The sequence below is a fragment of the Chromobacterium phragmitis genome, from assembly GCF_003325475.1.
Taxonomy (GTDB): domain Bacteria; phylum Pseudomonadota; class Gammaproteobacteria; order Burkholderiales; family Chromobacteriaceae; genus Chromobacterium; species Chromobacterium phragmitis.
In genome coordinates this window covers 1,914,150-1,934,286 of the sequence record NZ_CP029495.1, presented here as the reverse complement: position 1 = coordinate 1,934,286, position 20,137 = coordinate 1,914,150, and the positions used below count along the sequence as shown (strand labels likewise).

Sequence of the window (20,137 nt, the reverse complement as noted above, 5' to 3'; positions counted from 1 at the left end):
AGGCAATTGCCCATGGAGGCCGCCATGTCCCAAGCCCTGTTCAAGCCCGATGCCGACGCACTGCCGGAGCAGCCGCGCGCTCCCGCGCTGCGCTTCGCCCGCCTGTCCCGCATCATCGGTCACAAGGTGCGCTCCGACCTGGAACTGGCGCGCTATGTGGCGGACGGGGCCGACACCGGCCTGATCGACCATCTCGCCGGCGAGGGACTGACCCGCAAGGAGCTGGAATTCGTGATTCCGGCGCGCACCCTATCCCACCGCATCAAAAAGCACGAAAAGCTGAGCCGCGACGAATCCGAGCGCGGCGTGCGGGTTGCCAGCCTGCTGGTGCTGGCGCAACAGGTGCTGGGCGAGGAGGCCGCCGGCTGGCTGCGCCAACCCTTGCGCCGCCTCGATGAGCAAAGCCCGCTGCAAATGGCGCAAACCGAACAGGGCGCGCGGCTGGTGGAAAACCTGCTGATCCAGATAGACGAGGGCTACGTGGCGTGATCGGCTGGCGGATCAGCCGTTACGCCGACCTCAGCGGCCTGGGCGGCCTGCGCGCCGACGGCCGCTGGCACCACGCCGGCCGGCCCATCGTCTACCTGGCCGACCACGCCGCCAGCGCCATGCTGGAAATGCTGGTGCACAGCGAACTGCGGCGGCTGCCGGCCAGCTTCCAGCTGCTGAAGGTGGAACTGCCCGACGACGGCGCGCTGGACCTGGACCCGGCCGCGCTGCCGCCGGATTGGCGGGCGCGCCAGGAGGATACCCGCCTGCTGGGCGACGCCTGGCTGGCGCAAGCCCCCAGCGCGCTGCTCAGGGTGCCGAGCGCGCTGGCGGTGGACGGACGCAACCTGCTGCTCAATCCCCTGCACCCGGAGGCCGCCCGCTGCCGGATTCTGGACGTCATCGCCGCGCCGCTGGACGCGCGGCTGCGGCCAGGCTAGCCGGCGCCTCAGCGCCCGCCAGCGTCGCCTATCTCGATGTCCGCCAGATGGTAGGTGCCGGTGCGCCCTTCCTGGCAGAACACCCGCGCCGTCAGCGCAACGCGCCGGCCCAGATAGCGCCCCATGCCTTCCTGGTTCAACGCCAGCCTGCGCATCGTCTGCGCGCCGCAAGCGGCGCCGTCGTCCAGGCGCAGCGGGCGGGCCAATCTCAAGTAATAGGCCTGGAACAGCGTGCCCTCGGCCTTGCTGCCGCTGGACAGCGGCCCTTCCACCCGGCCTCTCAGCGCCAGCCGGCTTTCGCCATCCGCCCTCACCAGGCCGGCCGCGGCGGCATGGCAGCCTGCCAGCAGCCACAGGATAGCGGCAATGCGGGCCGCAACCGGAGATTGGGCTGCATGCCGCCTCGAAAAAATAAGCGATTCGGTTTTCATCACCCGATCGCTTATGTCATTCGCCTTGACTCCTGTCAATGCAACTATGCCCGTCAGCGGCCGGCCAGTCCCTCCAAAACCTTGCTGGACAAGGCTTGCGGCTGGGCGGTCACCCGCAGCAGATGGCGCAGCGCGGGGTGCGGCGGCCGATGCACGGCGATGCCCTCGTTCAACAGCTGGCGCTGGATGGCCTCGGACTGGGCGGCGTTGGGATAGACGATGCTGACGAAATTGGTATGCGAGGGCAGCACGGTCAGATCGCGTTCGCGCAGCGCGTCCGCCAGTTTGTCGCGCAACTGCACCGTGGCCTGCACCAGCTGGCTGGCGTAGTCCGGCGCGTCCAGCACCATCGCCGCCGCATGCTGGGCGATGCCCGACAACGCGTACTGCGGCCGGATCTGGTCGGCCTTGGCGATGATCTCGGCCGGCGCCAGCGCGAAACCGACGCGCAGGCCAGCCAGCGCGTAGGCCTTGGACAGCGTGCGCAGCCGCAGCGTATTGGCCAGCGCGCCCTCGGGCGGCGCGTCCTCCGGCAAGGCGCAGAAATCGATATAAGCCTCGTCCAGGATCAACATCGTCTGCGGCGGCAGCTGCTGGCGCAGCGCCTGGATGTCGGCGGCCGGCCAGTAGTGGCCGGTGGGATTGTCGGGATTGGCCAGGTAAACCACGGCCGCGCGCTCGGCGTGCGCCACTTCGCACAGACGGGCCAGATCGGGCCGCAGGCCCACGCCTTGCGTCTGGTAGGGCACCTCCAGAATGCGCGCGCCCACGCCCTCGGCGAAGTAGCGGAAAGCCGGATAGGTGCCGGCGCTGCACACCACCGCGTCGCCGGCATTGCAGCGCAGCCGCAGCGCCAGCAGGATCAGGCTGTCGGCGCCGCAATCGAACAGCACCTGGCTGCTTTCCAGCCCCAGCCGCGCGGCGACCCGCTCGCGCAAGGCCAGCGCGTAAGGGTCCGGATAGAGCCGGGCCAGTTCAGCCAAGGCCTCTCCCCATTGCTCCAGCAATGGCGACGCCGGCTTCACCATGCTTTCGTTGGCCCCCAGGCGGCTGACCACCTTGCGGCCCAGCGCCGCCTCCAGCTTGGCGATGCCGGGAAACGGATTGACGATGGTATGGTGTTCCAGATGACGCGCGTAGTGGGGCATGGCGGCTCCTATTCCCAAGAGACAACGGCCATTCTAGGCCAAGGCCCGGTCAGACAAACGATTGCTTGGAAATATCCTTATGGCGGCGAAATCAGCGGGCGGAAGACGCATCCGCGCGCGGCGCCGCCGCGTCCGGCTCGGCCGCCTGGTAGGAATGTGGCGCTTTGCCCGGCTGCTGCGGCAGCACCAGCGGGCCTTTATAGCCGCAGGCGGCCAGGATCAGGGTCAAACTTGCGCAAGCGAGCAGGGTACGCATACTGGGAGCAATCCGATGTGGCAAAATCAGCATACTAGCAAAACCTTGCCGGACGGTGTTGCCGCCGCCGGCGCCATCAGGGAAACATCATGACCGAAAGCGAATTCCTGCAACTGAGCGATGCCATCTTCGACCGCATCGAACAGGCGATAGACGAACACGGACTGGACGCCGACACCCTGCGCCAGGGCAATGTGCTGGAAATCGAGTTCGACGGCGGCGACAAGGTGATCGTCAACCGCCACGCCGCCAACCAGGAAATGTGGATCGCGGCCAGAAGCGGCGGCTATCATTTCGCCCGCCGCGGCGAAGACTGGATCGCCAGCCGCGACGGCGCGGAATTCTACGCGACGCTGGCCGACGCCATCCGCGCCGGCAGCGGCGAGGCGTTCGACTTCGCCAGCTGATTTCAGCCCATGACGGCATGGCGCAGCATGGCCGCGGCCACGCCGGCGGCCAGCAAAGCGAAGCCGCGCGACACCTGGCGCGGCGCCAGCCGCCGTATCAGCCAGCGCCCCGCCGCCATGCCGGCGAGCGCCGCGGCGACGAAAGCCAAAGTGGGCAAGATCGGCGGCCGCGCGCCATGCCAGTAGGCGGACAGCACGCTGCCGCCGCCGACCAGCGCGATCACCAGCAGCGAAGTGGAAACGATGGCGTGCATGCCCAGGTCGCTGATCCGGCGCAACGCCGGCACGATGACGAAGCCGCCTCCCACGCCCAGCAACCCGGTCAGAAAACCGGTAAACAAGCCCACGCCGGACAGGGCGGCGATGCTGGCCGGCCGCCATGCCAGCCGGCCGGTCTCCGGCATCACCCTGCACAGCGCGCCGCTGCCGGAGCTGCCCTGGCCGCCGCGCCAGGCGCGCCAGGCGACGATCAGCAACACCAGCGAGAAGCCTGCGGCCAGCCAGGCCGCCGGCAGCCAATGCGCGGCCCGGGTGCCCAAGGCCGCGCCGGGCAGGCCGCTCGCCGCCATCAGCGCCGCGGCGCGGTAGCGAACTTCTCCCCGACGCCAGCCTTCCCAGGCCCCGAGCGCCGCGCCGGCCGCCACGGCCAGTAGCGCCACCGGCGCCGCCTGCGCCACACTCCAGCCTTGGGACGCCATCAGCGCCGGCACCGCCAGGATGCCGCCGCCGGCGCCGGTCAGCCCCAGCACCGCGCCCACCAGCGCCCCCAGAAGCAGCGTCAACGACATGGCGTCTCCCGAAGGGCCGCGCCGCCGGCCATGCGATTTGCCATAATCAAACCAACAAAAGTTATATACTTATAACAGTATATTATTTAGAGCGCCGCAAGCGCCATCCCCGGAGGACGAGATGACCGCCCAGATCGCCAGCTTCTTCGACGCCGCCACCGGCACCATCAGCCACATCGTCTACGACAAGCCAGGCGGCTACGCCGCCGTGGTGGACCCGGTGCTGGATTTCGACTTCCGCTCCGGCCGCATCTCCCGCGCCGGCGCAGACCGGCTGCTGGCCTTCCTGGCCGAACAGCGGCTGACGCTGCAATGGATTCTGGAAACCCACGCCCACGCCGACCACCTGTCCGCCGCGCCCTATCTGAAGCGGCAGGCCGGCGGCCGCGTCGCCGTCGGCGCGCGCATCGTCGAGGTGCAGGCCATCTTCCGCCGCGTGTTCAATCTGGAGCCGGCCTTCCGCTGCGACGGCTCGCAGTTCGACCACCTGTTCCAGGATGGCGAAACTTTCCGCATCGGAGAATTGGAGGCGCGGGTGATCGCGCTGCCCGGCCACACCCCTGCCGACGTCGGCTACCGGGTGGAGGACGCGGTCTTCGTCGGCGACACGCTGTTCATGCCGGACGTGGGCACCGCGCGCTGCGACTTCCCCGGCGGCGACGCCGCCCAGTTGTACCGCTCCATCCGCAAACTCTTGGCGCTGCCGGACGCCACCCGGCTGCTGCTGTGCCACGACTATCCGCCGGCCGGCCGCGAGCCGGCCTGGTGCGCGACCGTGGCCGAGCAGCGCGCCGCCAATCTGCACGCGCGCGACAGCGTGGACGAGGCCGCCTTCGTCGCGATGCGGCAGGCCCGCGACGCCACCCTGGCCGCGCCGCAGCTGTTGTTGCCCTCGATACAGGTCAATATCCGCGCGGGCCAGTTGCCACCAGCCGAAGATAACGGCGTCCGCTATCTGAAACTGCCGCTGGACGCGCTCTGAGCGCGGCCGGCGCTCTCGCGCTTGGCCAGGTCCAGCGCCTTGGCCCGCGCGCCGACGTCGCCCTGCGCCGCCGCTCGCCCGTACCAGCGTATCGCCGCCGGGATGTCCCGCTTCACGCCCTGGCCGTGCTCGTACATGCTGGCGATCAGATACTGCGCGCCGGCATCGCCCTGCTTGGCCGCCTCCTCGTACCAGTAAGCGGCCAGCCGGTCGTCCTGCGCCGCTCCGCGTCCCAGGAAATACTGGGTGCCCAGATCGATCTGGGCCGGCAGATAGCCCTGGCGGGCGGAAAGCAGGAACCAGCGGGTCGCCTCGGCCAGCGACTTGGGCACGCCGTCGCCGCGCTCGGCCAGCAAGCCCAGCGCGTGCTGCGCCTGCGCCAGCTCCAGCGCCGCCGCCCGCTTCAGCCAGTACACCGCACGCGCCTTGTCCGCCGCGCCGCCCTCGCCCTTCCAATCCATCATCGCCAGATCGAAAGCCGCCACCCGGTCGCCGTTCTCCGCCGCCTGCCAGAAGGCGATGCGGGCGGCAGCCAGGCGGCCGGCCTGGTAATCTCGCCAGCCTGGCACTTCGGGGGCCGCCGCCCGCGCCGTCAAGGCGGCCAGCAACAGCGCCAGCATCATTCCCGTTCTCATGACCGTTCTCCCCGTCCATGCCGATTGGTCGAGTCGCGGCCCATATCCTGACATCGCGTCGCCTTTGCCTGACGGCGCGGCCTGTGGCAGGCTACAATATTCCGACTAGATGTCATTATCCGGAGTCCCCGATGAGTTCCACCCTGGTTGATCCACTGTGGTCGGCCATCCGCGACGAAACGCTGGCGGCGGTCGACGACGAACCGCTGTTGGCCAGTTTCCTGCACATGACCGTTCTGCGCCACGCCACGCTGGAAGACGTGCTGGCCTTCCACCTCTCCAGCAAGCTCGCCAGTCCGGTGATGGATCCGCGCGCGCTGCTGGAACTGTTCCGCGAGGCCTTCCAGGCCGATCCGGCAGTCAGCGCCGCGATGCGCGCCGACATTCGCGCCTGTTTCGAACGCGATCCGGCCTGCGACCGCTATTCCACGCCGCTGCTGTATTTCAAGGGCTTCCACGCCATCCAGAGCCAGCGCATCACCCATTGGCTGTGGCAACAGGGACGGACCACGCTGGCGCTGTTCCTGCAGAACCGCATCTCCGAGGTGACCGGCGCCGACATCCATCCGGCAGCCCGCGTAGGCCAGGGCGTGATGCTGGACCACGGCACCGGCCTGGTGGTGGGCGAAACCGCCGTCATCGGCAACAATGTGTCCATCCTGCACGGCGTCACTCTGGGCGGCTCCGGCAAGGAACGCGGCGACCGCCATCCCAAGATAGGCGATGGCGTGATGCTGGGCGCGGGCGCGACGGTGCTGGGGAATATCCGCGTCGGCGAATGCGCGAAAGTGGGCGCAGGCAGCGTGGTGCTGGAAGACGTGCCTGCGCACGCCACCGTGGCCGGCGTGCCGGCGCGGGTGGTGGCCCAGGCCTGCCCCGGCACGCCGGCGCTGGACATGGATCAGCGCGTATAAGCGCCCTGTAATTTAAATACAATGGACGGGAACTGGCCTCGCCTCCCGATCCGTCCGCCTCGTCCGCGAAAGATGCTTTCCATCGACAGCCAGGCACGGCGGAGGCTGCCGCGCAGCGTGCCCCCTCTGTCTTGGTAGTTTTCCAACAGTGCCAATGCCAACGGCTTGGCTGGCTGTAGCTTAGCCGCTACAATGCGCGCGGCCGGCGACCGCCCCGATATTGCATGGCGGCGCCGGGTTCATCAGGAAAACCACCCCATGAACGTCAGAGTTGTCGACTACCGCTCCGCGGACGCCGCGGAGCAGTTCACCCGTTCCCTGCACGAAACCGGCTTCGGCGTGCTGACCAACCATCCCATCCCGCAAAACCTGGTCGAGAAGATCTACGCCGACTGGCTGGCCTTCTTCAACAGCGACGAGAAGTTCGACTACGCCTATTCGGTGGAAAAGCAGGACGGCTGGTTCTCGCCGGAAGTGTCGGAAACGGCCAAGGGCGCCGCGCTCAAGGACATCAAGGAATACTTCCACATCTACCCGTGGGGCCGTGTGCCGCCTTCGCTCAAGGCCGATGCCGACCGCTACTACGGCATCGCCAACCAGTTGGCTCGCGAGCTGTTGTCCTGGGTGCAGCAATACACCCCGGCCGACATCGCCGCCAATTACCGCGAGCCGCTGTCCCATATGATCGAGGACAGCCAGCAAACCCTGTTGCGCGTGCTGCGCTACCCGCCGTTGACCGGCGACGAGCCGGCCGGCTCGCTGCGCGCCGCCGCCCATGGCGACATCAATCTGCTGACCATCCTGCCCGCCGCCAACGAGCCGGGCCTGCAAGTGCAGGACAAGAACGGCGACTGGCTGGACGTGCCTTGCGATTTCGGCACCCTGGTGGTGAACATCGGCGACATGCTGCAGGAAGCCTCCGCCGGCTACTACCCGTCCACCCAGCACCGCGTGGTCAATCCCGTTGGCGAGGGGGCCGGGAAAAGCCGCGTCTCGCTGCCGCTGTTCCTGCATCCCCGCCCGGACGTGACGCTGTCCGACCGCCACACCGCCGGCAGCTATCTGGACGAGCGCCTGCGCGAACTGGGCGTCAAAATGTAAGCCAGCCCTGTTCTGATGAAAACGGCCGCAGCGAGACTGCGGCCGTTTTTTTGTCGGCTCGCCTGCGGCTTCGGCATTCGCCAACTACGATGACACTAAGAAGAACAAGCTGCGGCGGCTCTCGCCCCGCCATCGATAAAGGGAAACTATGCGCGGCACCCTCACGCGCCCTGCGACGACTCCGGACTGGCTGCTCAATACGCTGACGGCGCTGCTGTATTGCGCTGCCGCCTGGCTAGGCGAGCGCGCGCTGATGCTGGAACTGGGCATGGACAATGTGCTGTGGCCGCAACCTGCGCTGGCTCTGGCCGCCATGCTGCTGCTGGGCGCCCGCGTATGGCCCGGCGTATTGCTGGGCGCCTTGCTGGCCGAGGGCTGGCGCTGGTCCGGCCAGATCCCCGGCGCGGAATGGCTGGCGCCGACGCTGGGTACAGCAACCGGCATCCTGATCCAGACCCTGGTCGGCACTTGGCTGGTGCGCCGCCACATCGGCCCCGGCCATCCTCTGGACAGTTTCGGCCGCTGCCTGCTGTTCTGCCTGATCGTGGCCGCTTCCACGCTATTGGGCACGTTGATAGCCGTCTCCACGCTCTATTTGGCCGGACTGACGCCGGAACGCATGCTGCTGGCCCGCAGCGGCCTTTGGTGGCTCAGCAACGCCAGCGGCACCCTGCTGTTCGGCAGCCTGCTGCTGAACCTCCACCACCACGGCTGGCCGCGGCTGGCCCGGGAGGCCTGGTACGAACTGCTGGCCTATTTCGGCACCGTGGCGCTGCTGACCGCCAGCATCTTCGTCTGGTGGCATCCGACAATGGACACCACCTACCCCTTGGACATGCTGGTGCTGCCGCTGGTGGCCTGGGCCGCGTTCCGCTTCAGCTCGCGGGAGGTGTCACTCGCGCTGCTGCTGATCACCATGCTCGCGCTGTGGGGCACCCGCCACGGCGGCGGCCCCTACTTGGGCTTTTCCGCCTATAGCACTCTGATCATCCTGCAGACCTACGTCGGCATCCTGAGCGTGGTGGCGCTGTGCGTCGCCGCGCTGATGAGCGAGCAACGCCGCATCAAGCGGGAATTGGGCAGGCAGCAGGAGCAGCTGGAGCAACAGGTGCGCATTCGCACCCTGGCGCTGGAACAATCGCACGCCGAAGTGGTGGCGTTATCGCGGGTGGACTCGGTGACCGGCATCGCCAACCGCCGCTGCTTCGAGGAAAGCCTTGACGGGGAGTGGCGCCGGGCGCGCCGGCTGGGCGCGCCGCTGGGCATGTTGATGATAGACATCGACTACTTCAAGCTCTACAACGACCACTACGGCCACGTCAGCGGCGACTATTGCTTGCGCGAGGTGGCGCAGGCGATACGCAGCAGCGTGCGCCGGCCGCAAGACCTGGTGGCGCGCTACGGCGGCGAGGAAATCGTCTGCCTGCTGCCGGACACCGCCGAGGATGGCGTCGCTTTCGTCGGCGAGGCGGTGCTGGAGGCGGTGCGCGACCTGCAACTGCCGCACGCCGGTTCCTCGGTGGCCGCCATCGTCACCATCAGCATCGGCGGCGCCACCGTGCAGCCGCGCGAAGTGGTGGACAGCCGGCAATTGATAGAGGCCGCCGACCGCGAGCTCTATCGAGCCAAGCAACAGGGTCGCAACCGGCTGGTGATCGCAGGCAGAAACGGCGACGCGGCGGAAGGCGGCCGCTGAGCCGGGACGCGGAAGGCGGATGTTGCGCGCCCTCAACGGCCCATGCTTCGGAAACGCTCCTCCAGTTGCCGCAACACCCGCATCGCGGTTTCCAGCGACTCGGCGTCGATGCCGCTCAAGGCCTGATCGAAGAACGCCTGCCGCTGCGGCGCGGCCTCGCGCAGCAACGCCTCGCCGGCCGCGTCCAGCGTCACCAGCGTCTGGCGGTTGTCGGCCGGATCGGCGTTTCGCCTCACCAGCTTCTCGGCCTCCAGCGGCTTCAGCTGCCGCGTCAGCGCGCCGGGGTCCATCTGCAGGTGGCAGGCCAGCCGCTTCTGGCTGGCGGTGCCCAGCTCCTCCAGCGCCTTCAGCACGCGCCAGCGCGGCAGCGCCTGGCCTACTTGGCCCTCGAACGCGCCATACATCGCGCGGTTGCTGCGGCCCAGCTGCTGCAGGAGATTGGGTTGGCGCTCACTCATGGCTCAACGCCTTTTCGGGCGCCGCGCCGTCCAACGCCACCACCGGCACCTTGCGCACCAGCCACAAGCCCAGCAGCAGCCCCGCCGCCACCAGCCACTGGCTGTAATGAATGGACGACACCAGCAATTCGCGGCTGGCCGCCAGCAGCGCGTCCGCGCCGGATGCCGCAGCCTGGCGGAATTGCGCCAGGCTGCCAGCGTTCAGCAGCGTCTGCGGATCGGACAGCCGTTCGCGCCATGCCTCGCCGTGTCGGGCAGCCAGCATGGACGCGACGCCCTGCTGGAAATGGTGGCTGACCACCGCGCCCATCACCGCGGTGCCCAGCATGCCGCCCACCATCCGCGTCGACTGCAGCATGGCGGTCGACACGCCCAGCTGCCGCCTGGGCGCCAATTGTTGGACGAAAATGGTCAGATTGGGCATCAACAGGCCCAGCCCCAGACCGCCCAGCATCATGTTGGCGATGATCAGCCCGTGGGCGGTGGCCGTCGTGGTCCGCGCCAGCAGCGCCGCGGTCAGCGCGAACATTAGAAGACCCAGCCCCAACAGCCTCGTTGGATGGCGCAGGCGCTGCACGATGCGGCCGTTGAACATGCTGCCTATGGTGATGAATACCACCAGCGGCGTCACCAGAATGCCTGCCTGGTTGGGCGACAAGCCGAAACCGGCCTGGAACATCAAGGGCGCGTAGTACATCACCGCGAACATGCCGAAGCCCATCAGCAGCGACAGCCCGAACAGCGGCGCCAGGCCTGGATGCGACAGCATGCTGGGCGGCAACAGCGGATTGGGGCTGCGCTTTTCCCACCAGATCAGCGTGGCCAGCGCGGCCAGGCCCAGGCCGGCGAGCAGGCCCAGCAACAGCGGCGGCTTGTGCTGCGGCAGCCACTCCACCGCCAGTTGCAGCGAGCCGAGAAACAGCGCGATCAGCACCGCCCCTTGCCAATCCAGCCGCGACGGAGGCCTGGCCGCGTGGCGGATCACCGGCAGAAAGCGCCAGACGAAACCCAGGCTGGCCAGGCCGACCGGCAGATTGACGAAGAAGACCGAGCGCCAGCCGAAGTACTCGGTCAGGAAGCCGCCCAGCGACGGCCCTACGGCGTTGGCCAGGCCGAAAGACGCGGACAGCATCACTTGCCAGCGCAACCGCTCGCGGGTTTCCGGAAACAGATCCGGCACGCAGGCGAAGGTAGTGGCCACCAGCATGCCGCCGCCGACGCCCTGCAGCGCGCGCGCCAGCACCAGCTGCATCATGTCCTGCGCCAGGCCGCACAGCATGGAGGCGGCGGTGAACAACACGATGGCGGCCAGCACGAAGGGCTTGCGGCCATGATCGTCGCCCAGCTTGCCGAAGATGGGCACCGTGATGACCGAGGTCAGCAGATAGGAGGTTCCGACCCAGGCATACAGCGCGAAGCCATGCAAATCGGCCACCACGGTAGGCATAGCGGTCCCGACCACAGTCTGGTCCAGCGCCACCATGATCAGCACGCAGCACAGGCCCAGCATGGCCAGCACGCGCTGTCGAAAATTCAGGCCAGCGTCCACATCGTATGAAGAGGGGAGAGCATTCATGATTGATATGGCAATAATTGCTATGTCAATCATTATGCGCCGCGGCGGTGGGGCTCGCCATGCCGCGGCGGTTAACAAATATTGAGCGTCAGTAGCCCTGCCGCGTCAGCCAGCTGGCTTCCTCGCTGTGGGCCACGGTGTGCACCAGCCAGTCGCGGAAGGCCCGCACCTTGGGCAGCTCCGCCAGCTCGTGCGGATACACCAGGTAGTAGGCCCACTCGGTTTCCAGCACGGTATCGAACGGGATCACCAGCCGGCCGCTGTCCAGGTCCTGAGTCACCATCGACGCCTGGGCCAGCGTCACGCCCATGCCGGCCACCGCCGCGTGCAGCGCGTATTCCAGCGCGTCGAAAGTCACGCCGCTCTCCGGGTTGATGCCGTTGACGCCGGCCAGTTTCAACCAGCGTTTCCAGGTGTTCTGGTCGCGCCACGGGTGCAGCAGCGTATGGTGTTTCAGATCGTCCGGCACATGCAGCGGATGCTTGCCGGCCAACAGGCTGGGCGCGCATACGGGAATCAGCTTCTCGCGGCAGATGCACTCCAGCCGCAAATCGGGCGCAGCCTCCGGGCTGGACAGCCCTACCACGGCCAGATCGTACTCGGCGCGGTTGAACGGCTTATTGTGGATCAGCTGGGTCAAGAGATGCAGCGTGTACTCCGGATGGCGCGCCTGGAAATCCGCCAGGTTGGGCAACACCCAGCGCATGGCCGGCGTCGGCGGCATGCGAACCCGCAAATCGCTCTGGCGCAGGCGCAGCGCCTCGCTGGCCTCATTCAGCAGCTGAAACGCCTCCCGCGCCGGCTTCACCAGCGCCTCGCCCTCGGCGGTCAAGGCCAGGCCGCGCGCCTGGCGGGTGAACAAGGTGGCGCCGTAATACTCCTCCAGCGTCTGGACATGGCGGCTGATCGCGCCCTGGGTGAGGCTGAGCGCGGCGGCGGCGCGGGTGAACGACAGGTGCTCGGCGGCGACGACGAACACGCGCAGGGCATTCAGCGGAGGCAGCTTCATGCTGTTACATGCCTTTTCTTCATAGTTTTCATGAGATTAACTGCTTTGTGCAAACTCGCGCCTCAACGTATGCTGGTGGACGTTGTCGCGGCCGGAACCGGCGCGGCGGGAGCAGGCGCCATGCATAGATCTGGGGTCAGCCATGCATAATGGTTGATTCTGGCACAGCTTTCGTCGTTCGGCATCCTTATTGTCAGACAGGATGCCGGCCGCGCTCTCGTATCGATTGATTGTCTGCCAGTCCACGTTGGCATGCACGGACCCCCCGGGGTCCGATTTTTTTGCCTGCGGGGCATGAAAAATGCCGCCGGCCAAATGGCGGGCGGCATCGCGGGGATGGCGGTCGGCGCGACCGTACGCGCTCAGCAGCCCTGGCTCAAGGCCAGCTCCAGGCTCTTCTGGTAATGCAACTGCGAAGCGTCTTCCTTGCCGATGGCCTCGAACAGCTTGGCCAGCTCGGCGTGCGCGCACAACGTCGGCTGGATGGACACGCTGGCCTCCAGATAGCTTTGCGCCTTGCCCCACAGCTGCTGCGCCTGCGCCAAGCGGCCGAGCGCCAGCAGCAGCCAATGGTCGCGCGGGCGCTGCTTCAGCCAGTTTTCGGCGTTCTTCAACAGATCCAGCCGCTTGTCCACGCTCAGATGAGCCGCCAATTGGCCCAGTTCGCGCGCCAGCTCCGGCAACTCGGAATCGTCGCTGGCCAGCGCGCCGGCCAGCAGGGTGGCGGCGTAGTCGTACTCCTGCAGCTTGATCAGATGGGCGACCACTTGCTGCAACAGCTGCGGGTTGGCCCGCTCGGCGTCCGGAATGCGGCGCAGCCACTCTTTCACTTCGCGCTCGGACAGCAGGCCGGCCAGTTGCTGCTGGTAAGCGGCCAGCCGGTAGCGGCGGGCCTGTTCCGGCTCCAGCGCGTCGGCCTTCAACAGCTTCTCGGTCAGCGACAATACCGCTTCAGGCTGCTTTTGCAGCAGACGCACCTTCAGCTCCAGCCTCAGCGCGTTGGTCAAGTTGGGCGACAACGCGCGCGCGCGCTCGATGGCCACCAGCGCGCCTTGCGCGTCCTTGTCCTCCAGCTTCAGCTCGGCGTCCAACATATGGCGCGCCAACTGCAGCCGCGCCGGCAACTGGTCCAGCTGGCCCAGATACTCGTCGCGCTTGCCGTTGTCGCCGGCGGCGCCAGCGGCGCGGGCGGCGATCAGCAGAGCCAGCGCGCGGTTCTCGGCCGAGTACTCGTCGCCCAGCGATTTGGAAGCCTCTCGCTCGGCCTTCTGGAAACGGCCCTCGAAGAAGGCGATGCCGGCTTCGCGCAACGCGTGGCGGGCGGCTTTCAGCTTCTTCTGGCGCTGGAAGCGCTGCACTTGGCGCGGCAGGTCGGCCGCCAGCGCGATCAACCGCAGCGCGATGTGGGTGACGACGATCAGCAGCACCACCAGCACGATCATCAGATTGAACGACACCTCCATCCGGTACGGCGGCAGGAACAGGATGGCGTAACCGTTATTCAGGGTGGAGGCCAGCCCCACCAGCACGGCCAGCGCGAACAGGCCGGTAATCCACAATGCGAATCTCACCGTTTACTCCCCGCTGTTGCCTTGGGCGTCGCGCACCGCCTTCAGGCTGGCGCTCATGTCCGGCAGGCTGATGTCCAGGGGCGCGCCTTCCAGCTCGCCCAGCGTCGCCAGCCACTGCGTGGTGGCGGCGGCGTCGCGGTCGAAGTAGCGCTGCACGTAGCTGCGGGCGGCGGCGATGTCGGCTGCGTAGGTCTTGCCGTCGCGCTGCATCAGCGCCAGGCGCGCGTCCAGCAGCCGCATCTTCAGGTTCTCGCGCAGGAAGAACGCCTGCTCCGGCGACAACAGCAGCGCCTCGGGCTTGTCCATGCGGCGAATGTGGATCAATTCGCCCAGGCTGCCGCCGATCTCGGCGGACAGGCGCTCCCACCAGGGCGCGGTGGCCGGCGGCTGCGCCGGCTTGCCAGGCTGCGCAGCGCCCAGACGGTGCGCGTCCACCACCAGCGGCATCGAGTCCACGCTCAGCATCAACCGGTCGATCTTGACGGTCAGGCCGACGCTGTCCAGATAGGGCAGCGCCTTCAGCTTTTCCAGGTCGGTGGCCACCGCCTTCTTCACGCCGATCAGCTGCGGACGGTCGAATTTGGACAGCCGCGCGTCCACCATTTCCAGCGCGGAGACCGCGGCGCTGACATTGCCGGCCAGCTGCAGCTGCTGGCTGGCGATGGCCAGCGTGTGCTCGATCTCGGACAGCAGCCAGTCGGTGCGGTTCTTGGTCAGCTCCTGATACATGCCGTTCAGCGTCGCGTACTGGCCGGCAGACTCGTTGACCCTCGCTTCCACCAGCGCCAGCTTGCCGTCGGTGGCGCGCGCGGCCAGCATCGCCTGCTCGGCGATGGCGCGCTGCTCCTTGCCGGCGCCGCTGCCTTCCGCCAGCCGGCGCGCCAGTTCCTGGCGCATCGAGTCCAACTGCTGCTGGGTGGTGTAGAACTGCCAGCCGGAAACCCCGAGCGCGGCGATCGCCACCAGGATGGCGAAATTGGGGCGCTTGCGGGATGCCGGCTGCTGGGCCGGGACGGCTTCGTGGATCTGGGATTCGCTCATGGGTGACGACGGAACCATTCTTTTAGGCCGGCGACCAATGCGGCATCGTCGGCCCGGGTTGTCACGATGCGTGTCGCGCCGAAGGCGGCCAGGCGCTCGGCGATACGCGGATGCGGCACGCAATATAGCAGGCATTGTAGCGTCCCCGTCCGGCGCGGGCCAGCCAGACGGAACATTTGCTCTACCATTTCGCCCGCGGTGATGATGACGGCATCGGGCGGAGCGGCGTCGAAAGCCGCCCAATCCGGCGCGCCGTCGACGCGGCGGTAGATTTCGGCGATGCCCACCCGCGCGCCGCGCTCGGCCAGCGCGTCGGCCAGCAGCGCGCGGCCGCCCTGCCCGCGCACGATCAGCCAGTCCTGGCCCGAGACATCGGCCAACTCAGGCAACGCCAGCAGCGCCTCGCTGTCGCTGCCGGCCTGTGGGTGCAGCACGGCCAGGCCGGACAAATCGGCCAGCCGGCGGGCGCTGGCCGCGCCGACGCAGGCCAGCCGCTTGCCGGAAAAATCCATGTCCGCCAACGCCGGCCAGCCGACATCGATGGCGCTGGGGCTGACCCAGAACAACGTGTCCGCCGGCGAGGCCTGCGCCGGCAGCGCCGCCAGCGCGTTCGGCAGCGGCTCGATTTCCATCAACGGCAGGCGTCCGGCCTGCCAGCCTTCGGCGCGCAGCCTGTCCAGCAGGCCTGCGCACTGCGCCAGCGGGCGGGCGGCGAGGACGCGTTTCATCTCGGCAAGGCCTGCAGCAGCTTGAGCGTGGTGGCCCAGTTGCGAATGGTGAAGCGCTCGCCCAGCCGCTTGGCGAAGGCGGCGGCCAACGGGCTGTCTCTCAGGCCGTCCGCGCACCATAGATAGGCCGCACCGTCGCCGGCATGCAGCCGCTCCGGACCGGCCTTGTCGTACGCCACCCCGGCGCAGTCCGCCAGCGCCGAAGGCTCCAGCGGGAACGCGACCAGCAAACGCGCGGGATCGGCAGCGAGATCGGCGTAAGGGTTTCCGGCGGCGATGGCCTCCAGTTCCGCGCCGCCCAGCGCCAGCGCGCGAGCGGAAAAACCGCAGTCGCGGACGATGGCGGCTTCCAGGCCGGCGGCGAGCCGCGGCGCGGACCGATGGCGGCAGGCCAGGTTGCCGCTGTTGAGCACGGTGGCGACGGACTCGGCCCCGAGCGCCTCCGCCATCCGGCGCAAATCGGCCATCGCCAGGCGCTTGGCCTTGCCGACATTGATGCCGCGGATCAGCGCGACGCAGGACTCCATTGCCGCCTCCATCGATATGGCGATGCCGCCGTCAGCGCGGATCGGCCAGCACCGCGTCGATCAACGGGCGCGCGCCGGCGTCGATCAGCTTTTTGGCCACCGCGCGGCCCAGCGCCTCGGCGTAGTCGGCCGGCGCGCTGGCGCTGGCGGTCAGCACCACCGAGCCGTCCGGATGGGCGACCAGTCCGCCCAGGGTCAGCGCGCCGTCGGCCAGCGTGGCGAACGCGCCCAGCGGCACCTGGCAGCTGCCGCCCAGCTCCTTGGCCAGCGCGCGCTCGGCGGCGGTGCAGGCGCGGGTATCCGGGTGGTTCAGCGGCGCCAGCAGCGTCATCAGGTCGGCGCGGTCCTGGCGGATCTCGATGCCCAGCGCGCCTTGTCCGGCGGCAGGCAGGCTTTCCGACGGCGCGAGCTCGCTCTTGACGCGGTCGGCCAGGCCCAGCCGCTTGAGGCCCGCGGCGGCCAGGATGATGGCGTCGAATTCGCCGTCGTCCAGTTTGCGGAGCCGGGTCTGCACATTGCCGCGCAAGGGCTTCACCGCCAGTTGCGGGAAGCGGGCCCGCAGCTGGGCTTCGCGCCGCAGGCTGGAGGTGCCCACCACGCTGCCGGCCGGCAGCTCGGAAAGATTCTGGTAGCGGTTGGAGACGAAGGCGTCGCGCGGGTCCTCGCGCTCGCACACCGCCGCCAGCGCGAAGCCGTCCGGCAGCGTCATCGGCACGTCCTTCAGCGAATGCACGGCCAGATCGGCTCGGCCATCGATCAAGGCTTGCTCCAGCTCCTTGACGAACAGGCCCTTGCCGCCGATCTTGGACAGCGTCTTGTCCAGAATCTGGTCGCCCTGGGTGGTCATGCCGAGGATTTCGACGGCGAGGTGCGGGTACAGCGCTTGCAGCCGGGCCTGGATGTGCTCGGCCTGCCACATGGCCAGCCGGCTTTCGCGGCTGGCGATGACGATCTTGTCCATGAAACCGGATTCCCGATGGGATGTAATTACGGTTCGATTCTACCACGCGGCCGTCATGGGCTTGCGCCGGTTGTTGCTGCGACGCAGCAAGATCAAGGCGAAGCGCGGAAAAATGCCGTAGCGTGTCCACTACGGCGCGCAAGCTGCTTATGATGAATGTTTGCCTTTGACCGGTGAGGCATGGCCATGTCCCCCGTGGCCATGCCTGACGAGTCAAACACAGGGACCAAACCATGAGCGAACACGACAAGGACCTGCCGTTGCGGTCCGACCTGGCCTGTCTGGACCGGCTGCTGGCCGAGGTGGTGAACGAGCAGGAGGGCGCGGTGGTGTCCGGCGCGGTGCAGGCGATCGCGCTGCGCCGCGGCGACGAGCGCAGCCACCCGCTGCCGCAGTTGGCGCCGGAGGCGGCCGCCTCGCTGCTGCGCGCCTGCGGCCTGTACGCGCAGCTGTTCAACATCGCCGAAGACCTGCACCACAACCGCCGTCGCCGCGCCCACCAGCTGGCAGGCTCCGCGCCGCAACAGGGCAGCCTGCCGCGCGCGCTGCAGAGGCTGCGCCAGGACGGCGTCAGCTTCCACTCGCTGCATCAGTTGCTCTGCCACGCCAAGGTGGGCGCCATCCTCACCGCCCACCCGACCGAAGTGCAGCGCCAGAGCGTGCTAGACGGCCACCGCGCGGTGCGCCGCTTCCTGTCGCAGTTGAACGCGCCGGACCTGACGCCGGAAGAGCGGGCCGAACTGGAGGCCAAGCTCAAGCGCGTGATCCTGGCGCTGTGGCAGACCTCCGAAATCCGCCATTTCAAAATGACGGTGCGCGACGAAATCACCAACGGCGTCGCCTATCATCCACTGGCCTTCTTCGAGGCGCTGCCGGCGCTGTACCGCCGGCTGGAGCGCGAGATCGGCCAATTATGGGGCGAGGAAGCGCGGCTGCCGTCCTTCCTGCGCGTGGGCAGCTGGATAGGCGGCGACCGGGACGGCAACCCCAATGTCGACGCCCGCTTGCTGCGCCACGCGGTGACGCGCCAAGCGCAGCAAGCGTTTGAACACTATCTGCGCGAGCTGCAAAGCCTATACCGCGAGTTGTCGCTGTCGTCGCGGCTGGTGGTCGCCAGCGACGCGGTGCTGGCGCTGGCCGACGACTCGCCCGACCAGGCGGTCAGCCGCTCCGAAGAACCCTATCGCCGCGCGCTGGCGACGATGCAGGGCCGGCTTCGCGCAACGGCCCGGCTCCGCGGCGTGGAGTTGAGCTGCCGCTGGGATGAACGCGCGCCCTATCGCGACCACCGCGAGCTGATCCAGGACCTGGGCGGCCTGTCCGCCTCGCTGCGCGCGCACGGCAGCGCGTTGCTGGCCGAAGGGCGCCTGGAGCAATTGATTCGCGCCGTGGACGTGTTCGGCTTCTTCCTGATGCCGCTGGACCTGCGCCAGCACGCGGCGGTGCACGGCGCGGTGGTGGCGGAATTGTTCAGCGCCGCCGGTTTGGAGGAATACCAGGCGCTGGACGAGGCGGCGAAGGTGCGGGTGCTGAGCCGCGAACTCTCCACGCCGCGGCTGCTGTTTTCGCCCTACCTGCGCTACGGCGAGCAGGCCGAGAAGGAGCTGGCCATCTTCCGCGAGGCGGCCGCCATCCAGCGCGAGTTCGGCGCCGAAGCCATCGGCCAATGCATCATTTCCAACTGCGCCAGCGTCAGCGACATCCTGGCCCTGGCGCTGCTGTGCAAGGAAGCGGGCCTGATCCGGCTGGAAGACGGCGCGCCGCGCGCCAGCGTCAATTTGGTGCCGCTGTTCGAAACCATCGCCGATCTGGAAAACAGCGAGGCGGTGATGCGCGCCTTGTTCGCCCTGCCCTGGTACCAGCAGCTCTTGGCCAGCCGCGAACGGGTGCAGGAAGTGATGCTGGGCTATTCCGACAGCAATAAGGACGGCGGTTATCTGACCAGCCAGTGGCAGCTCTACCAGGCAGAAACCCGGCTGGTGAAAGCGTTCGCCGACGCCGGCGCGCGGCTGCAGCTGTTCCACGGCCGCGGCGGCTCGGTGGGCCGCGGCGGCGGCCCGTCCTACGAAGCCATCGTCGCCCAGCCGGCAGGCAGCGTCGCCGGCCGCATCCGCATCACCGAACAGGGCGAGGTGATCACCGCCAAATATTCCGACCCGGCCATCGCCGGCCGCAATCTGGAGGCGCTGGTGGCGGCGACGCTGGAGGCCAGCCTGGGCAACATCCCCGGCGGCGAGGTGGACGGTGCGCTGTTCGACGAATTGTCGGCCAGCGCCTTCGCCGCCTACCGCGCGCTGGTGGAAACGCCAGGCTTCATGCAGTACTTCCTGGAGGCGACGCCGGTGACCGCCATCGCCCGCCTCAACATCGGCAGCCGGCCAGCCTCGCGCAAGAGCCTGTCGGCCATCGGCGATCTGCGGGCCATCCCATGGGTGTTCTCGTGGTCGCAGTCGCGGCTGATGCTGCCAGGCTGGTTCGGCGTCGGCTCCGCGGTGGCCGCCTACGTGCAAAAGCACGGCGACGCCGGCTTGTCCCGGCTGCAGCATCTGTACCGCCATTCGCCGTTCTTCCAGGTGATGCTGTCCAATATGGAGCAGGTGCTGGCCAAGGCCGATCTCGGCATTGCCCGCCGTTTCTCCGAACTGGTGGCCGACCGCGAGCTGGCGGCGCGGCTGTTCGGCGCGATTGAGGCGGAGTGGCGCAAAACACATGACGCCTTCTTCGCCATCACCGGCCAGGCCGAGCTGCTGGAAGGCAACCCGACGCTGCTGCGCAGCCTGGAAACTCGGCTGCCCTTCCTCGACGCGCTGGGCCTGCTGCAAGCCGACTTGCTGGCCAAGCTGCGCGCCGAGCCGGACGACGAGGACACGCTGTACGCGATCCACCTGACCATCAACGGCACCTCCGCCGGCCTGCGCAACACCGGCTGAGCCGGGCGCGCCCCGTCCGCGGTGGCCGCGGGCAAAAAAACGCGGAACC

21 protein-coding genes are annotated in these 20,137 nt (G+C 68.1%); 8 read left to right on the top strand and 13 right to left on the bottom strand.

Annotated elements, in window-relative coordinates; genetic code table 11:
• Positions 1-24 precede the first annotated feature (24 nt).
• Complete coding sequence (locus tag DK842_RS09170) at positions 25-489, top strand: antitoxin Xre/MbcA/ParS toxin-binding domain-containing protein (RefSeq protein WP_168191863.1); 465 nt, start codon at positions 25-27, stop codon at positions 487-489.
• Positions 486-929 carry an RES family NAD+ phosphorylase gene (locus tag DK842_RS09165; RefSeq protein WP_114061192.1) on the top strand — a complete coding sequence of 148 codons (444 nt, stop codon included), beginning with the start codon at positions 486-488 and terminating at the stop codon, positions 927-929. Before DK842_RS09170 ends, DK842_RS09165 begins: the two co-directional genes overlap by 4 nt.
• 8 nt (positions 930-937) lie before the next feature.
• Here DK842_RS09165 and DK842_RS09160 read toward each other — a convergent pair whose 3' ends face one another.
• The 3 genes from DK842_RS09160 to lptM all read right to left on the bottom strand — a co-directional run bounded on the left by DK842_RS09160 (position 938) and on the right by lptM (position 2,764).
• On the bottom strand, positions 938-1,360 hold the full coding sequence (locus tag DK842_RS09160; protein ID WP_114061191.1) for a hypothetical protein: 423 nt from the start codon (positions 1,358-1,360) through the stop codon (positions 938-940).
• A 53-nt stretch (positions 1,361-1,413) separates the two neighbouring features.
• Complete coding sequence (locus DK842_RS09155) at positions 1,414-2,508, bottom strand: pyridoxal phosphate-dependent aminotransferase (RefSeq protein WP_114061190.1); 1,095 nt, start codon at positions 2,506-2,508, stop codon at positions 1,414-1,416.
• A gap of 91 nt (positions 2,509-2,599) precedes the next feature.
• Positions 2,600-2,764, bottom strand: coding sequence for an LPS translocon maturation chaperone LptM (lptM, locus tag DK842_RS23675; protein WP_198414661.1), 165 nt, complete (start codon positions 2,762-2,764; stop codon positions 2,600-2,602).
• Between the two features lie 86 nt (positions 2,765-2,850).
• On the opposite strand from lptM, the gene cyaY reads away from it, so the two are divergent.
• Positions 2,851-3,171: an iron donor protein CyaY gene (cyaY, locus tag DK842_RS09145; RefSeq protein ID WP_198414707.1), complete on the top strand. Its 321-nt coding sequence runs from the start codon at positions 2,851-2,853 to the stop codon at positions 3,169-3,171.
• A gap of 2 nt (positions 3,172-3,173) precedes the next feature.
• Here cyaY and DK842_RS09140 read toward each other — a convergent pair whose 3' ends face one another.
• Complete coding sequence (locus DK842_RS09140; RefSeq protein WP_114061187.1) at positions 3,174-3,959, bottom strand: sulfite exporter TauE/SafE family protein; 786 nt, start codon at positions 3,957-3,959, stop codon at positions 3,174-3,176.
• A 121-nt stretch (positions 3,960-4,080) separates the two neighbouring features.
• Between DK842_RS09140 and DK842_RS09135 the strand changes: the two genes are divergently transcribed.
• On the top strand, positions 4,081-4,941 hold the full coding sequence (locus tag DK842_RS09135) for an MBL fold metallo-hydrolase (RefSeq protein ID WP_114061186.1): 861 nt from the start codon (positions 4,081-4,083) through the stop codon (positions 4,939-4,941).
• Here DK842_RS09135 and DK842_RS09130 read toward each other — a convergent pair.
• Positions 4,911-5,576 (bottom strand): tetratricopeptide repeat protein, encoded by a 666-nt coding sequence (locus DK842_RS09130; protein ID WP_114061185.1) that lies wholly within the window; start codon positions 5,574-5,576, stop codon positions 4,911-4,913. The two genes, DK842_RS09135 and DK842_RS09130, sit on opposite strands and share 31 nt — an antisense overlap.
• A gap of 131 nt (positions 5,577-5,707) precedes the next feature.
• Between DK842_RS09130 and cysE the strand changes: the two genes are divergently transcribed.
• From cysE to DK842_RS09115, 3 genes are all read left to right on the top strand, one after another.
• Positions 5,708-6,490, top strand: coding sequence for a serine O-acetyltransferase (gene cysE / locus DK842_RS09125; protein WP_114061184.1), 783 nt, complete (start codon positions 5,708-5,710; stop codon positions 6,488-6,490).
• Between the two features lie 258 nt (positions 6,491-6,748).
• Positions 6,749-7,591: an isopenicillin N synthase family dioxygenase gene (locus tag DK842_RS09120; protein WP_114061183.1), complete on the top strand. Its 843-nt coding sequence runs from the start codon at positions 6,749-6,751 to the stop codon at positions 7,589-7,591.
• A gap of 148 nt (positions 7,592-7,739) precedes the next feature.
• Entirely contained in the window at positions 7,740-9,287 is a 1,548-nt protein-coding gene (locus DK842_RS09115) for a sensor domain-containing diguanylate cyclase (protein WP_114061182.1), read from the top strand.
• Positions 9,288-9,319: 32 nt separating this feature from the next.
• Here the strand turns inward: DK842_RS09115 and DK842_RS09110 are convergent, their stop codons facing one another.
• The 8 genes from DK842_RS09110 to hemC form a co-directional block, all read right to left on the bottom strand.
• A complete protein-coding gene (locus tag DK842_RS09110) occupies positions 9,320-9,745 on the bottom strand; it encodes a MarR family winged helix-turn-helix transcriptional regulator (protein ID WP_114061181.1) in 426 nt (141 codons plus the stop codon).
• The gene (locus DK842_RS09105; RefSeq protein WP_114061180.1) at positions 9,738-11,321 is read right to left on the bottom strand and encodes an MDR family MFS transporter; all 1,584 of its coding nucleotides are present in this window, start codon (positions 11,319-11,321) and stop codon (positions 9,738-9,740) included. Before DK842_RS09105 ends, DK842_RS09110 begins: the two co-directional genes overlap by 8 nt.
• Positions 11,322-11,409: 88 nt before the next feature.
• Complete coding sequence (gcvA, locus tag DK842_RS09100) at positions 11,410-12,330, bottom strand: transcriptional regulator GcvA (protein ID WP_114061179.1); 921 nt, start codon at positions 12,328-12,330, stop codon at positions 11,410-11,412.
• Between the two features lie 362 nt (positions 12,331-12,692).
• Entirely contained in the window at positions 12,693-13,901 is a 1,209-nt protein-coding gene (locus DK842_RS09095; protein WP_114061178.1) for a heme biosynthesis HemY N-terminal domain-containing protein, read from the bottom strand.
• Positions 13,902-13,904: 3 nt separating this feature from the next.
• Complete coding sequence (locus tag DK842_RS09090; protein ID WP_114061177.1) at positions 13,905-14,942, bottom strand: uroporphyrinogen-III C-methyltransferase; 1,038 nt, start codon at positions 14,940-14,942, stop codon at positions 13,905-13,907.
• Positions 14,939-15,670, bottom strand: coding sequence for a uroporphyrinogen-III synthase (locus DK842_RS09085; RefSeq protein WP_114061176.1), 732 nt, complete (start codon positions 15,668-15,670; stop codon positions 14,939-14,941). Before DK842_RS09085 ends, DK842_RS09090 begins: the two co-directional genes overlap by 4 nt.
• Positions 15,667-16,197, bottom strand: coding sequence for a DUF1697 domain-containing protein (locus DK842_RS09080; protein WP_168194857.1), 531 nt, complete (start codon positions 16,195-16,197; stop codon positions 15,667-15,669). The genes DK842_RS09085 and DK842_RS09080 overlap by 4 nt, the downstream gene beginning before the upstream one ends.
• Before the next feature lie 31 nt (positions 16,198-16,228).
• On the bottom strand, positions 16,229-17,158 hold the full coding sequence (gene hemC / locus DK842_RS09075; RefSeq protein ID WP_114061174.1) for a hydroxymethylbilane synthase: 930 nt from the start codon (positions 17,156-17,158) through the stop codon (positions 16,229-16,231).
• A 233-nt stretch (positions 17,159-17,391) separates the two neighbouring features.
• Between hemC and ppc the strand changes: the two genes are divergently transcribed.
• Positions 17,392-20,088, top strand: a complete 2,697-nt coding sequence (ppc, locus tag DK842_RS09070) for a phosphoenolpyruvate carboxylase (RefSeq protein ID WP_114061173.1) — start codon at positions 17,392-17,394, stop codon at positions 20,086-20,088.
• Positions 20,089-20,137 lie beyond the last annotated feature (49 nt).

What these genes read in the sequence shown, in the direction of transcription:
- DK842_RS09130 (WP_114061185.1), bottom strand. Translation starts at nt 5,576, where the DNA reads ATGAGAACGGGAATGATGCTGGCGCTGTTGCTGGCCGCCTTGACGGCG.
- DK842_RS09090 (WP_114061177.1), bottom strand. Translation starts at nt 14,942, where the DNA reads ATGAGCGAATCCCAGATCCACGAAGCCGTCCCGGCCCAGCAGCCGGCA.
- DK842_RS09140 (WP_114061187.1), bottom strand. Translation starts at nt 3,959, where the DNA reads ATGTCGTTGACGCTGCTTCTGGGGGCGCTGGTGGGCGCGGTGCTGGGG.
- DK842_RS09080 (WP_168194857.1), bottom strand. Translation starts at nt 16,197, where the DNA reads ATGGAGTCCTGCGTCGCGCTGATCCGCGGCATCAATGTCGGCAAGGCC.
- ppc (WP_114061173.1), top strand. Translation starts at nt 17,392, where the DNA reads ATGAGCGAACACGACAAGGACCTGCCGTTGCGGTCCGACCTGGCCTGT.
- DK842_RS09160 (WP_114061191.1), bottom strand. Translation starts at nt 1,360, where the DNA reads ATGAAAACCGAATCGCTTATTTTTTCGAGGCGGCATGCAGCCCAATCT.
- DK842_RS09120 (WP_114061183.1), top strand. Translation starts at nt 6,749, where the DNA reads ATGAACGTCAGAGTTGTCGACTACCGCTCCGCGGACGCCGCGGAGCAG.
- lptM (WP_198414661.1), bottom strand. Translation starts at nt 2,764, where the DNA reads ATGCGTACCCTGCTCGCTTGCGCAAGTTTGACCCTGATCCTGGCCGCC.
- gcvA (WP_114061179.1), bottom strand. Translation starts at nt 12,330, where the DNA reads ATGAAGCTGCCTCCGCTGAATGCCCTGCGCGTGTTCGTCGTCGCCGCC.
- hemC (WP_114061174.1), bottom strand. Translation starts at nt 17,158, where the DNA reads ATGGACAAGATCGTCATCGCCAGCCGCGAAAGCCGGCTGGCCATGTGG.
- DK842_RS09155 (WP_114061190.1), bottom strand. Translation starts at nt 2,508, where the DNA reads ATGCCCCACTACGCGCGTCATCTGGAACACCATACCATCGTCAATCCG.
- DK842_RS09170 (WP_168191863.1), top strand. Translation starts at nt 25, where the DNA reads ATGTCCCAAGCCCTGTTCAAGCCCGATGCCGACGCACTGCCGGAGCAG.
- DK842_RS09115 (WP_114061182.1), top strand. Translation starts at nt 7,740, where the DNA reads ATGCGCGGCACCCTCACGCGCCCTGCGACGACTCCGGACTGGCTGCTC.
- DK842_RS09135 (WP_114061186.1), top strand. Translation starts at nt 4,081, where the DNA reads ATGACCGCCCAGATCGCCAGCTTCTTCGACGCCGCCACCGGCACCATC.
- DK842_RS09110 (WP_114061181.1), bottom strand. Translation starts at nt 9,745, where the DNA reads ATGAGTGAGCGCCAACCCAATCTCCTGCAGCAGCTGGGCCGCAGCAAC.
- DK842_RS09105 (WP_114061180.1), bottom strand. Translation starts at nt 11,321, where the DNA reads ATGAATGCTCTCCCCTCTTCATACGATGTGGACGCTGGCCTGAATTTT.
- cysE (WP_114061184.1), top strand. Translation starts at nt 5,708, where the DNA reads ATGAGTTCCACCCTGGTTGATCCACTGTGGTCGGCCATCCGCGACGAA.
- DK842_RS09085 (WP_114061176.1), bottom strand. Translation starts at nt 15,670, where the DNA reads ATGAAACGCGTCCTCGCCGCCCGCCCGCTGGCGCAGTGCGCAGGCCTG.